Origin of the sequence: Maribacter orientalis (genome assembly GCF_900109345.1) — a bacterium.
Taxonomy (GTDB): Bacteria; Bacteroidota; Bacteroidia; order Flavobacteriales; family Flavobacteriaceae; genus Maribacter; species Maribacter orientalis.
This window is the reverse complement of sequence record NZ_FNZN01000002.1, coordinates 1-14,034: the sequence shown is the minus strand read 5'-3', so window position 1 is coordinate 14,034 and position 14,034 is coordinate 1. Positions and strand designations below refer to the sequence as shown.

Here is a 14,034-nt window from a genome sequence, read left to right as displayed (position 1 = left end):
GTAACAGAAGCTATAAATTATGTAACATGGCCAGAAGGCCCTTTATTTATGGGGTTTTCGCCTTGAATTTTGTCCGATTACCGTACTCGGAAGGGGTGCAGGAATACGTTTCCCTAAAACATTTGGTAAAATAAGCAGGGTCATTGAAACCAACACTATAGCCAACCTCTGAGATATTGATATCGGATTGCCCTAAAATTTGCGTGGACAGTTTGAGGCGCTGCGAACGAACAAATTCTGAAGCGGATAAACCCGTAAGGGCTTTTAATTTTCTATGGAGCTGCATACGGCTCATATGCACTGCCTTGCTAAAGGCCGCAACAGTAAAAGTAGATTCCGTTAAGTGTACATCCAATACCGCTTGTACTTTTTCAAGAAAGCGTTCGTCGACCGAAGTAATGGCAATATCCTTGGGCCTTAATACGACTTCCTGGCTATATCTGGCTTGCAGTTTTATCCTAAGGGCGATGAGATTGTTCACCTTCGACTTCAGGATTTTTTGATTAAAGGGCTTGGTGATATAATCGTCTGCGCCCATTTCTATCCCCACCAACTTGTTTTCATCTCCCGCTTTTGCTGTTAGCAATACAATTGGGATATGGCTAGTGCGTTCATCTTTTTTCAATGTTTTGGTTAGTTCAATGCCATCTTTAACGGGCATCATGACATCGGAAACAATGATATCGGGAACATATTTCAAGGCTTTTTTAATTCCTTCTTCTCCATGGTTGGCGGTTATGACCTTAAAGGTAGTTTTGAACGTATCGTACAAGAGCAACTGAACATCGGGGTTGTCTTCCACCACCAATAAAATGGGCAAACCATCTTCCGATATTTCTGGAACGGATTGAGGGACTTGTGTAATGTCCGCCTTAAACTGCTTTATTTCCTGTCCCGCCCCAGCATCTATAATGACCGCATTTTTAAACTGTTTTTTATCGGTACATAATTGCACCAAAAAGGTGGTCCACCGATCTTCTTCTTGCGATACTTTGATGGTGCCCTTGTGTAGCGCTGTCAGTTCCTTTACCAAGGAAAGGCCTATGCCCACTCCATCGTTGAAGCCATCGGTTTGGTAAAAGCGATCAAAAATGGTCTTTATTTGCTGTTGGGTGAGTCCTTTTCCGGTATTACGAACCTCCAAATCGATCTGGTCTTTGGAGCATGAAACTTTTACTTCAATTTCACCATTTTCTGGGACATATTTTATGGCATTACCCAAAAGATTGACCGCAATTTTTTCGAGAGCATCCCTATCGAACCAACCTTCTTTATCCTTATCTGAGGCTGTAATTCTAAATGCAATGTTCTTTTGTTTTGCCAAGTATGAAAAAGATTCGCCCCATGCCGTTATTAACTGTGCTGGCTTCCCTTTTTCCAGCTGAAGTTTTAAGGTCCCACTATCTATTTTGGAAATGTCGAGCAGTTGATTCACAAGGGACAATAGCCTTTTGGTATTCCTTGAGGCCATTTCAAAATGCTTTCTTTTTTCAGTAGGCAGGTCCGTTTCCTCCAGAGTCGTTTCAATAGGGGAAGATATTAAGGTGAGCGGGGTTCTGAATTCATGCGAAATGTTCGCAAAGAAATTGGTCTTTAAGGCGTCCAATTCCCTCAGTTTGGCACTTGTTTTGGCGCGGTTTTTAAAGAGTACAAAAACGAACAAGCCGGCCAAGGAGGTCATTCCCAGTACCCCCATTAGAATATTCTGTTGACTTTTTTTCTGTTGCTCGGCCAGCTCTTTTTGTGAGGATAATAGAGCAATTTCCTGTTCTTTTTTTCCGTTCTGGTATTGGGCCTCCAGGGTTTTGGATGAGCTTCTATTGAATTTTTCGAGCAAATCTATTTTAAGGTCATAGGCTGCCTGATAATATTCACTAGCTTCTTTATAATGGCCCAATTGATGGTTGCAAAAAGCCAAATCCCGTAGGGTACGATGGTACAGTTCAATACTGTCCTTGTTCGCTTTTTGGAACAAATCTTTTGCAATTTCCAATTGTGTGATGGCTTTGGCATACGCACTTTTTTTCCTTCTTAAAAAATTCCCATAATAATAGACTGCCTTTGCTTGGTCAAGGGTAAGGTCTTTGTTAGTGAGGTAGGCAATACTTTCCAAATGGGTCTCTTCCGCTCTGTTCAGGCTATCAACGCCCATATAATATGCTGACTTCATCAACAGAGTTCGCACGACTTTAATATCATTGCCCTGCTTTTTAAAATAGGGTAGGGCCAAATCAATATATTTTTTGGCTTCTTTAAATTCCCTTATCATTTGATTGATGTCTGCCAGTTGAATATAGGTCAGATGCTCACTTTCAACGGCCTTTATCTCCTTAGCAATATCCAAGGCCTCATAGAGCAGGCTATGCGCCATATTGGTGGTTTCGTAGGTAAATGATAATTTTGATATTTCGGCACGATTGAGCATAGCGCCAATGACGGTCTTATTTCTAATACCATAACTTTTGGATATAGAATCCACTTTTAAGTAATAGGGGATGGCATCGACAAAATTTTGTTTTTCAAAATAGAGGTCTCCCATGGTTTTGTAAAGATCGATGAGGTGATTTTTTTGATTATTTTCAATTGCCTTTTGCTCTACCATGCTACAGTATGCCTTTCGGTCTTCAAAGGGAATTTTATGGGAGGTTTTGATGAGCTGTAATAAAGCACTTACTACAAAGGTATCTTGCGCAATATGGTCAAGAGCCTTATAATTGATAGTCGCATAATAATGGGCACTGTCGTAAAGCTGTTTTCGATAAAAGGCATCTGATTTTTCAAGAGCTTTTTGATGGTGTTCGGTTAGCGTCATATCTTGTCCATACGAAGCTAAGTGCAAAAGGAAGACCAAGTTGATGAGACAAGTTTTACTCTTTAAAATGTTCGGTATATTTAAAAGAAATTCCATATAGTTTTGATATGCCATACGATTTGTTTTAAGAATAAAAACCGAAGCCTAAGCTTCGGTTTTTATTAAAAATCGGATTGGTTATTAATTACTATAAGCAGTGAGCAAAGTACTGCTCATTAAATCTCCATTTTTCTTATAAGTTTCTTGTTTTACCATACCTACACCTTCTGCTAGCCATACCCTTGAAGGGTAAACTTGATTTGCCATCATCATCTTAGATTGATTTTCGCTGTATACAACGTAACAATCATAAGTTCCTGCAGGTGTAGTAACGCTTTCTTTTTTCTCAACTTTTCTGTTTAACATATCTACTGCGATATTCATATTAATACCGCTCATGCCAATTTTCATGGTCACATTGGCATCATTTAGATTTTGACCAACGCTTAAATCATTAGGTATTTCAATATCATTACCACTAATTTCGATATCCATATCACCATATTGTTTCATCATATCGCTCGGTAATAAAGATTCGTAATCTAATGTAACCATGTTTCCAGTACATGATAACTTATAGTCGGTGTTATAAATTTCTTTACCTTTTTCGTCTTTAAGATTGATGGCCATTGTCGCGTTGGTAGTATTACCCACTGTATTTGTTTCAATAACCTTGTATGAGCTTATACCTTCAACTTTACCTTTCTTGTTATAATTGGTGTATTCCATAGCAACACCTTCTGTCATAGGATAGAATTTGCTACAATTGTCTTGAGCGGTAAGTGAAATTATGCCAAGTAAAAAAAATAGTATAAGAAGTAACTTAGTTTTCATTTTCAATAGTAGTTAAGGGTCTAATAAATAACTACTTAAAAATATAAAAAACTAAATTAATTATTTGTAATTAATGTATAATCGGTAGCTAACCGACCATAAAATCTTCAATTTAATGTGTTATCGTAGCTTATAAACCTGGATAGTGTTTTCTTGGTCTTTAAAAACTAACTCTGCTTTTTTATTATTGTTGATATCAGCCATATCTATAACTGAATTTCCGAAAATCGGAAAATTCGGTATGGATTCAGCCTGACTATCAAAAAGGTAAATTTTCTGATTTTGAATATCGGTTACAGAAACGTATATTTTATCATTAAGGTAGAAAATACTAGGTTTTGAATATACTCCTAACTCTAATTGAATTTTCTTATCACGTATTTGTAAAATATTATCGTTCATTACGGCCAAGGTTCTGGTTGTAGCATCCATTCCGTGGTCTTTGGCTAAATTTAGTTTGGTAGAAGAAATACCCCCTTTTGTATCAACTTGAATTAAATCACCATCTAAAGAAGTAAATGTAAATTTGTTTTGATACAATTTTATGCTATTATCAGAAAACGAAAATTTATCCTTAACAGTTACTCTAGTTTTGCCTACCCTGTCGGTGATTTTTAATTGACCATTTGCCAATTTAAAAACGAGATAGTCTTTTTTGCCAATTCGAAAATGTTGAGGAGCGTCTAAGATATTTGCCTCTGCATTATCATATTTGAAGCCTTTGACAATATCACCTTTACTGTTGTACATGAAGGTCTTTTCATTTTGTGTTACGACAAAGCGGTAATTCTTTTTACTCTCATAGTCAAAAACAGCAAGTGGATTTAAGTTTCCACCAGAGAATTTCATGGTAAATGGTTTTACTTCATTTCCATTTCTATCTAAAATTAAAAACTCATTATTAGTGGTGAAAGCAAATTGTAGTTTTCCATTTTTATAAAGATCTACTTGCTGTACTTTGCCTTGAACAGTGCTAGACAATTGCTTTTTCCATAAAATCTTTCCACTGTTTGATATTAGATAAAGATTGTTTTCTTGGTCTTGTACAATGATTTCCTTTTTACGATTATTGTGGTTGGTTACAAATTGAGGTAATATGGCAAGGTCTGTATTAAATTGAACATTGAAGGCAGGTGTTATGGTATTTTGTTCATCTTCCTCTGTAATTTTTTTAATCAAAAAGTTTGAATGGTAGAATCCATCGTCCGCAATAAATTGCGAGCCAAAAACATAGTCGTTGAGGTTGCTTTTATCAAATGAATTACTCAAAGATTTAGAAACTGTTTCGTCAAGAATATCAATTGTGCCTTTCAAGTCAGATATAGTTAAGATGCTTGTTGCTGAAGTAAGTTTGTTTTCAGCAGTTTTATATAGGCTCGTTTTATTGAAGGTATCACCCGTTTTATATTTTGAAAGTAAAGATTCGAGCGCACTTTTGGTTTTAGAAAAGAGAAAGGTGTTTTCAATAATACTTGAATATGTAAATGAAGCCGCACCAATTATAGGTTCAAGAGGTTTGAAAATCTCAATATTTGAATTTAGTTCCCAAATTTCATTTCCGTTATATTCTTCTGTAGATACTTTCTCATCATTAATATAATCTAATAGCGTAGCTGTACCATATGTTCGTAGGAGTAAAATTTTCTCATTACCGACTTCAGTTAAGCCAATTTCTTCAACCGTGTTTAAAAGTGAATCTAAAATTGTAGTTGTGTAATTGGCAGAAGGTTTATTCTTTGAGAACTTTTTAAAATCATCAAATCCAAAAGATTTATAGTAATGGGCCTCACTAGGTATTAATGTTGCTGTTTTGTTTTGTACAGGCTTTGTATTTTTGAAAAGATTTAGAAAACGGTTTGTTTCCATGTTTATTTCTGTAACACCATTTAATAAGATTTCTGTTTCGTTTAAAGTAAGGTCAAGTGACATCCAACTTGTAAAATTAGATATGCTTTGGTCGGGAGTAAGAATTTGGTTTATTAAAAGTTCACCTTGCTTAATATCAAACCAAATATTCATCACTTTTTTTGTATTGGAAATAGCGTAAAACCTTTTCAAAGAAGAATTTATTTTCGGCGAATCAATTTCGTCAATAAGCTGTTGTAATAATTTTTCAGATGAGCACGTTACCCAATAATTTTCAACAGATGAGCTAAAAAAAAGAGATTCATTAATTTGATATTGAGTAATATTCAAATTCTTATAAGAATGAGTTTCAATACTTTTATTGGCAAGACCTTCCCAGTTATTAAATGATAGACTGTCATTAGATATGTAGGTGTATGCTATGTTGGTACTGTCTAAAGGTGATATGGCAAGTAGTCCTTTTTTTTGGTTTGCTAAATAATCTAATGGTTGTAATTGGTTCGCAATTTTTTTAAAAGGTTCTAAGGTTATAAGATTTTGTATGATCTCATTGCTTGATAGTTCGTCTTTTAAAGATTCAAAATCATTTACCTTAAAAACTAAAGTGGCATTATTCGGCACTATATCTAAAATAGAATTTTCTGTATTTACTTTAGTAGTGCAGGTTATGCATGAAAAAATAATCAATGCATATAATAATGTATGCCTCATGGGATAAAGTTTGTGTAAAGTTATACTATTTGTAATATTAAGATTGGTTGTTGGCCAAAAGCTTAAAGCTCATTCTATGATATTTTGTAGCGCCATATTTTGCAATCGCCGCCCGATGCTCTTTTGTAGGATATCCTTTGTTCTGCTTCCAATTGTACATTGGGTATTCTTCATGTAATTTAAGCATATAGGCATCTCTAGCAGTTTTAGCCAAAACAGATGCCGCTGCTATGCTGGTATATTTAGAGTCTCCTTTTATAATGCACATATAAGGTATATCCTTATAAGGTTTAAATCTATTGCCATCAACTATAATATAAGAGGGTATTTTTGACAAAGAATCTATGGCATTGTGCATTGCTAAGATTGAAGCGTTTAATATGTTGATATCATCAATTATTGTTGGATGAATATGAGCAATGCCATAACAGATGCATTCATTCTTCAAAAGTGGTTCTAATAGTTCTCTTTTTCTTTCTGTTAAAAGCTTAGAATCTGTTAAAATCAGGTTTTCGAATGATTTCGGAAGTATGATAGCGGCTGCTGTTACAGGGCCGGCCAAACACCCTCTTCCGGCCTCATCAGTTCCCGTTTCCTTGTGATTTTTATAGAATTTATGAAGCATTCAAATTCGAGTTGTTAAAAATTTTAATTTTTTAAGATTTTTTTAAGTTAAAAATTTATGGATAAAAAAAATATTTTTGTTTAACATTATTAATATAATAATAAACAATAAATTTTTAACAATTGGCTTATTGAGTTGTTAAAGAGTCTTGTAAGGCTTAACAATTTTTAAGAATTTTGAAGCAAGCTAATTCAAAAAAAAGAATTTATGAAACAGAAGTTGACGTTGATGTTGACACCGATATTGGTGCTCTTCATGACATTTTCCTTTGCACAGGAAAAAAAAGTAACCGGTGTTGTGACCGATCAAGGGGGGTTGCCCTTACCTGGAGTATCAGTACTTGTTGTTGGTACAACTAATGGTACGCAAACAGATTTTGATGGTAATTATACTATTAATGTAAATCAAGGTCAGACCTTAAGGTATTCATACCTAGGTCAGAAAACAGTAAGTATGGTAGTTGGGGCATCTGCTAAAATGGATGTTCAATTACAAGAAGATGCAGAGGCTTTGGAAGAAGTTATTGTAACAGGACAAGGTTCTGGTATTGCTCGTAGAAAACTATCTACAACTGTAGATGTATTGGATGCGGAAGATATCGATAAGCTTCCAGCGAATCAAATAGATCAATTGTTGCAGTCTACAACCCCAAGCGCTCAAATACGCTTAAGCTCAGGGCAACCTGGTACTGCTGCAATTATTAGAACACGTGGCCCTATTTCAGCTGCATCTTCTGCTACACCTGTTGTTATTATCGATGGGGTTCGTGTAGATAATCTAAATTCAAACCCTCAATTAGGTATTGCGACGGGTGGAGCAAACGTTTCTGCCTTGGCAGATATACCTGTAGAGTCAATTGAAAGAATTGAATATATCAAAGGTGGTGCCGCTACTACTTTATATGGAGCAGATGCTGCGAATGGTATAATTCAAATAATCACTAAAAAAGGTAAGGACGGCAAAAGTGCTGCTTTTTTCGAAAGTAATGTAGGTGTTATCAATGCTACCAAAGATTTTTTGAAATATGATAGAACTGCTGATGTGATATTTCAGCCAGGTTGGTCACAGCAATTCAGAGTAGGCTTAAGTGGTGGTTCAGAAAAATTCACTTATAATTTCGGTGGTAGTTTGTATAAGGATGATAGCTATAATGATATCAACGAGCAAATTAGAAGAACGTTCACATTTGGTCTAACCGCTAAGGTAACAGATAAGTTAAGGTATCAAGGTTCATTCTCATTTGTAAATTTCGAGTCTAATTTAGATTATAACGCTAATACAAGTTTTTCAAGATTCTCTAATTTAGAGGGTTCTGCACGAGGGGCTACAGATGAGTTTACTGATGCCGAATTTGCAGAAGAAACTGCAAGGTATCAAAGAATCGGAAAGTTAGTTGATATTTCTAGTACTACAAATCGTATTACTGCATCCAACAAATTCATATATGATATTGATGAAAATTTCCAGGTCAATGCTACATTAGGTATTGATAATAGAAATACGGTTCAGGAAGAATTGTTAAGTAATGCATTACAAGTTGAGCTAGGCTCAGTTGCTCCTGGTACAACTGACCAAGGTGAACTAACAAGGGTTTTAAGGTCTGCTTTTACAGTAACAACAGACATTAACCTTACTCACAAAGCATACACTGATAACTTATCTTTTGTAAGTATTTTAGGGGGCCAATTTTTTAGATCTTCAGATAGACAAAATAGATTGAACGGTTCTGGTGGTGTTGATGGCACAAGATCTTTGAACAACTTTTCAGAACAAACCTTTTCAGATTTTGTATTAGAAAATTCCAACTACGGTTTGTATTTCTTAGAAAACGTAGGTATTTATGATGTTGCTTTCTTAGAATTTGGAGGTAGATTGGATAAGAATACGATTTCGGGTGCGAATACAGATCCACTATTATTACCTAAAATCGGACTTACGTATAACTTAAGTGATCATGATTTTTACATCAATTCAGGTATTAGTGATGTAGTTTCTACAATTAAGTTAAGAGCTAATTATGGTGAGGCCACAAATTTTGCGCAACCTTTCGATCAAGATAAGACATTTGCTCAAAATCCATTTTTAGGTGGACCTTCTTTTACTTTTGATAATCAAGGTAATGAAGATTTAGTGTCGGAAAGAGTTAAAACCACAGAGTTTGGTTTAGAGTTAGGCTTTTTTAGCAATAGATTATACTTGAGTGGTACTAGATATATGGGTATTACTGAAGATGCATTGTTTACGCCTCAAGATCCTCCTTCTTCAGGACAAGCGAATCAAATACAGAATATTGGTGAGGTAGAGAACAAAGGTTATGAGTTTGCTTTGAATGCGACATTGATTCAAAAGGAAAAACAAAATTTAAGTATTAATCTATCTTATAACACAAATGAAAACTTGGTGACAGATTCAGGTGGCGCACCACCATTTGTGGTTGGTGGATTTACTGTATTAGGTTCTGTTGTTGAAGAAGGACAAAGTCTTGGATACTTAAGAGGGACGGCAGCAATATTACAAGATGATGGAACTTATGCTTTCGAGGCTAATACTGCTTTAGGTGATACTTTTGCTCCAAACTTTGGTTCAATGGGATTAAATTATACCTATGGTGATTTTAATTTCTATGCAACTGCAGATTATCAATTCGGTGGTAAAATCACAGATTTAAGTTTCTTATTGAGACATTTACGTGGAACCGATGATACCGGTATTCCTCAAGAATTGATTGATTTAGGAACTTCTCCTTTTAATTATGTGAATTATTTTGTCTTTGATAATGATTTCTTAAAAGTTAGAAATATTGGAGCTTCATATAATTTTGGAGATATAGCTAAACCATTATTCAGCAATATTCGTTTAGGTGTTACGGTTACTAATCCATTTAATTGGACTGCAGGAACTTTTGATCCAGAAACTACAGGGTCTGGTATTTCTGCACAGAATGGTTTTGCAAGTGGAGGTTTCGCTTATGGAACAGAATCTGCTCCAAGAACATATATTGCATCATTAAGATTTGAATTTTAATAAAAAGAAAAGATGAAAAAAATAATAATAATTTGTACGGCTATATTTATATTTAGTTGTACCGGTGATTTTGGTGACGTGACCGATTTTAAAGACGTTGAGAATCCAAATCTTTCTGAGACATCTGTGGTAGGGCAGCCTAATTCGGCTTCTATTTGGCTTACAGGTTTAGAAAGACAATTGGCACTAGTTTTCAATGAAACTTTAGTGTTATCTGAATTAGGGTCGGATAATTATGTAAATACTCAGACATTCTTTAATCAGTTCATGGACGGTTTGGAGATTCAAATTACTGATCCTGACATGAGAGATACTCAAAGACAAATACAACGTCTTAGAGAATTGGCTGTGTTTGGTATCGCAGAAGTAGGACCAGGTGATCCTAACTATGATGCTGAGACGGAAGCTGAATTCAATTTCTTTGAAGGTTTTTCTTATTTACTTTCGGGAATGTATTTTTCAGCTCTACCACAAGAACCAGTTGGTACACCAATACCATCAGCACAACATTATCAAAATGCAGTAGTCGCTTTTGATGCAGCAATAGCAATTAATGCTAAGGCTGAATATTATTTGGCAAAAGCTAGGGCTAATTATTATTTAGGTAATAAAAGTGAGGCCATAGTTGCTGCCAATGCTGCATTGGCAATAGATACAGCTTTTGATAGAACTGTATTGTTCGATGAATCAAACGGTCCTAGTAATACTTTTGAGGATGCTTTGTACGAGAGAGCTACTTTTGATGATTTGCAACCTCTTCCAACACTTGACTTTTTAGACCCAAAATATTCATTTTTGGATCCAAATGAAGATGCGCCTGTACATTATTTAAAAGCAGAGGAAGCTTATTTGATTTTAGCTGAAGCTGCATTGTCAGATAACGATATTGTTGCTGCAAGAGCAAATTTAACGGCATTGGTTAATTTGGTTGATACTCGGGAGGTAAGAACTATTGATGATTCAATTGAGCAGCGTTCTCAAGTAGATGAAGGTTCTAGACCCGATAATGCAGATATTATCGTTAATGGTAGAACAGGTCTAGTGTTAGACCGTCAGTCTGGTCAAGTAAATATCGCATCTGTTTCAGGTACATCATTAACGACTGATGACATTGCTGCGATGCAAGATGACGATGCAGGTTTGTCTTTGTTGTATAGAACAAGGCAAGAAGTGTTTATTGCAGAAGGTCTTCGTTTTGTAGATATGGGCGTTAAATTAGTAATTGATGAGAACGAGATATTGATAAATGAAAACATCAATGAAGGTGACTTAGGAACAACTCCGGTGATACCATCCTTTATTTCTGCAGTAGTAGCAGATTTAGATGCTATTACCTATAATATCGGTACAGGTGTCGCTTCTACATCTATTAATTTAAATGATATTTTAGTAGCTAATAAAAGCTCTGATCAAGTTGTTCCTTTTGAATAAAACGAACTTATATGTTTACAAAAAAGCCCCTTATTTAAAAGGGGTTTTTTTATGGCTAAAACTTTCACATTTACTTAGCAACAAAAAAATTAACTTTGCAAGGGTAACAAAGCTGCATGAAATATATAGTACTAGTTTTAGTGTTTTTCACATCTTCAATTATTATTGGTCAAGAAAAAATAGATAGAAGAGATAAAAAGACCGATTCCCTTTCGCTTTCAAAAAAGGCAATTCCAGTTAAGCCAATAGATAAGTTGAAGGCAGATACTGTTGGCATAACTATAAAAGATTATAAAATTATCACTTTCGAGAGAGATACTACCTTTCTAGATACTACTCTTACCATTCAAAAAGAATATAAGTATAATTACCTTCGTGAAGATGATTTTGAACTAATGTCTTTTTCAAATATTGGGCAAGCATATAATACTCTTGGTGTTGATTTAGAGAGAATAAATATATACCCAAGTTTGGGTGCAACGGCAAAGGACAGAAAATATCTGGAAAAAGAGCAGATAAATTATTATAATGTTGCCACTCCAATGACCGAGTTATTTTTTAAAACTACATTAGAACAAGGTCAATTGTTAGATGCGAATTTAACGTTCAATACTTCTAGAAGGCTTAATTTTTCTATAGGTTATATTGGCCATCGTTCCTTGGGTAAGTATAATAATAGTCAAATACAGTCCGGTAATTTTATTACTACGACCAATTACTTGTCAAAAAATGGAAGATATTCTTTAAGAGCTCATATTGCTGCGCAGAATATTTTATCTCAAGAAAATGGTGGTTTGGCAGAAAAAGAAGCTCAGTTCGAATCTGGTGATCCAGATTTTATTAATAGACCTAGAGTTGATGTGCTTTTAGATGATACAGATAATAAGATATTAGGTAAGCGTTATTATTTAGACCAAGTATATAAATTGGTAAGAACGCAATTAGATTCAACTAGGTTTGAAAAGACATCCCTCTCTATTGGTCATGTATTTGATTATGAAACTAAGTATTATCAGCTAATACAATCACAAAATGACACGCTTTTTGGAGATGTTATTCTTTCTGATATTGATGATAAAGCATATTTAAAAACCTTCTACAACGAAGTAAACGCCGAATTTTATAATAGAACGTTAGGTAAACTTACAGGAGGTATTAATGTCTATAATTATGATTATTATTTCAATAGCCTCTTTATAAAGGAAGATGGTACTGTTATTCCAAATAGATTAAACGGTACGGAGTTCGGTATAGGAGGTAAGTATGAAAAAAGAATAGGAGACTTTGATTTCAATGCCGATTTGAAATATAATATTTCTGGAAGTTTGACAGGGAACCTTTTAAATGCTGTGGCATCATATGCCATTAATAAGGATAACAAATTAAAATTCACTCTTCATTCTTCATCTAGGTTGCCTAATTTTAATTATCTATTATATCAAAGTGAATATTTAAACTATAACTGGGATAATAGTAGTGTGTTTGAAAAGGAAAGAATAAGTAGTCTTAAAGCAGAGTTCAATTCTAGCGCCTGGGGTAACTTGATGCTTAAATACAGTAATATAGATAACTACACTTATTTTGCTCCTGTGTCTGAGAATATAATTGAAGATGGTTTGGAGAATGCATACATTAAGCCCTTACAAGAAAATAATGGCATCTCATATTTGAAAGTCAAGTATGAAAAGGAATTCAAAGTCGGGATGTTTGCTTTAAACAATACAGTAATGTATCAAAACGTTACACAAGATGAGCAAGTAATGAATCTACCTCAAATTGTTACAAGAAATACATTATACTTTTCTTCAGATGTTTTTAAGAAAGCGATGTACTTACAAACAGGTATTACCTTCAAATATTTCACCAGTTATAATATGAATGCCTACAATCCTATTTTGGGAGAGTTTTATGTTCAGAACAAAGAAGAGTTAGGAGGTTACCCTTTGCTGGATTTTTTCATAAACGCACGTATCAAGCAAACACGTATTTATTTAAAGGCAGAACATTTTAACTCCGCTTTTTCTGGATACAATTACTATGCTGCGCCAAATTATCCTTATCGTGATTTTGTAATTCGTTTTGGTTTAGTCTGGAATTTCTTTTCTTAAACGGTTAGTGGTATTGGTAAATGCCTGATAACATGCTATTTATTGTTGTTTCAATGTTTTTACCGGATGTATGTTGTTGATTATCAACAACATGAATATTCATTGTATTTTTATTGATTATTTTTTCCGTGTAATCGGCGTTAAATCAGGGTTGTATGCTGATGTATGTGAAGTATCGTATTTTTTTTGGATAAAGTGTTTGTGGATTTGAAAAATGGGTGTACATTTGCACCCCGCAAACGAGGAAGATTGTATCGGAATCGTGGGTCGGAAACAAGTTCATATAGATGTTGGTTTACCGGGCGATAAAAAAAGAATTTATTTTTTTCTCAAAGTAGTTGCCGGGTTAAAAAACAGTTGTATATTTGCAGCCGCTTAGGGAAAGACCTAGGGGGAACGAAGGGGCGAAGGTCGCAGGACATAGGTCCTTTGTTGGAAGTTCATTGAAATATTGTGGAGATAAGAATCGAGAATGGGTGAGGACCTGTTCGAGAGGAACAAGAATTAAGGAAACATAGAATTTACTGTGTGACCGGATTAGTTTTCGGTTACATATATAAGGAATTGAATCGAGAGTCGGGGCC

The 14,034-nt window shown here is 34.7% G+C and carries 7 protein-coding genes; 3 read left to right on the top strand and 4 right to left on the bottom strand.

What is annotated here, in order from left to right; translation table 11 throughout:
- Nucleotides 1-46: 46 nt before the first annotated feature.
- From BMY56_RS03675 to BMY56_RS03660, 4 genes are all read right to left on the bottom strand, one after another.
- Nucleotides 47-2,926: an ATP-binding protein gene (locus BMY56_RS03675; protein ID WP_091620108.1), complete on the bottom strand. Its 2,880-nt coding sequence runs from the start codon at nt 2,924-2,926 to the stop codon at nt 47-49.
- Between the two features lie 66 nt (nt 2,927-2,992).
- On the bottom strand, nt 2,993-3,685 hold the full coding sequence (locus tag BMY56_RS03670) for a TapB family protein (protein ID WP_091620106.1): 693 nt from the start codon (nt 3,683-3,685) through the stop codon (nt 2,993-2,995).
- A gap of 120 nt (nt 3,686-3,805) precedes the next feature.
- Nucleotides 3,806-6,262: a hypothetical protein gene (locus BMY56_RS03665; RefSeq protein WP_091620103.1), complete on the bottom strand. Its 2,457-nt coding sequence runs from the start codon at nt 6,260-6,262 to the stop codon at nt 3,806-3,808.
- Nucleotides 6,263-6,299: 37 nt separating this feature from the next.
- Nucleotides 6,300-6,887 (bottom strand): ribonuclease HII, encoded by a 588-nt coding sequence (locus BMY56_RS03660; protein ID WP_091620100.1) that lies wholly within the window; start codon nt 6,885-6,887, stop codon nt 6,300-6,302.
- A gap of 207 nt (nt 6,888-7,094) precedes the next feature.
- On the opposite strand from BMY56_RS03660, the gene BMY56_RS03655 reads away from it, so the two are divergent.
- The 3 genes from BMY56_RS03655 (at nt 7,095) to BMY56_RS03645 (ending at nt 13,450) form a co-directional block, all read left to right on the top strand.
- Nucleotides 7,095-9,911, top strand: a complete 2,817-nt coding sequence (locus BMY56_RS03655; protein ID WP_091620097.1) for a TonB-dependent receptor domain-containing protein — start codon at nt 7,095-7,097, stop codon at nt 9,909-9,911.
- A 12-nt stretch (nt 9,912-9,923) separates the two neighbouring features.
- Nucleotides 9,924-11,342: a hypothetical protein gene (locus BMY56_RS03650; RefSeq protein ID WP_091620094.1), complete on the top strand. Its 1,419-nt coding sequence runs from the start codon at nt 9,924-9,926 to the stop codon at nt 11,340-11,342.
- A gap of 116 nt (nt 11,343-11,458) precedes the next feature.
- On the top strand, nt 11,459-13,450 hold the full coding sequence (locus BMY56_RS03645) for a putative porin (protein ID WP_091620091.1): 1,992 nt from the start codon (nt 11,459-11,461) through the stop codon (nt 13,448-13,450).
- Nucleotides 13,451-14,034 lie beyond the last annotated feature (584 nt).

Excerpts from the sequence above, each read along its gene's own strand:
- BMY56_RS03675 (WP_091620108.1), bottom strand. The coding sequence starts at position 2,926 with ATGGCATATCAAAACTATATGGAATTTCTTTTAAATATACCGAACATT.
- BMY56_RS03650 (WP_091620094.1), top strand. The coding sequence starts at position 9,924 with ATGAAAAAAATAATAATAATTTGTACGGCTATATTTATATTTAGTTGT.
- BMY56_RS03670 (WP_091620106.1), bottom strand. The coding sequence starts at position 3,685 with ATGAAAACTAAGTTACTTCTTATACTATTTTTTTTACTTGGCATAATT.
- BMY56_RS03655 (WP_091620097.1), top strand. The coding sequence starts at position 7,095 with ATGAAACAGAAGTTGACGTTGATGTTGACACCGATATTGGTGCTCTTC.
- BMY56_RS03645 (WP_091620091.1), top strand. The coding sequence starts at position 11,459 with ATGAAATATATAGTACTAGTTTTAGTGTTTTTCACATCTTCAATTATT.
- BMY56_RS03660 (WP_091620100.1), bottom strand. The coding sequence starts at position 6,887 with ATGCTTCATAAATTCTATAAAAATCACAAGGAAACGGGAACTGATGAG.
- BMY56_RS03665 (WP_091620103.1), bottom strand. The coding sequence starts at position 6,262 with ATGAGGCATACATTATTATATGCATTGATTATTTTTTCATGCATAACC.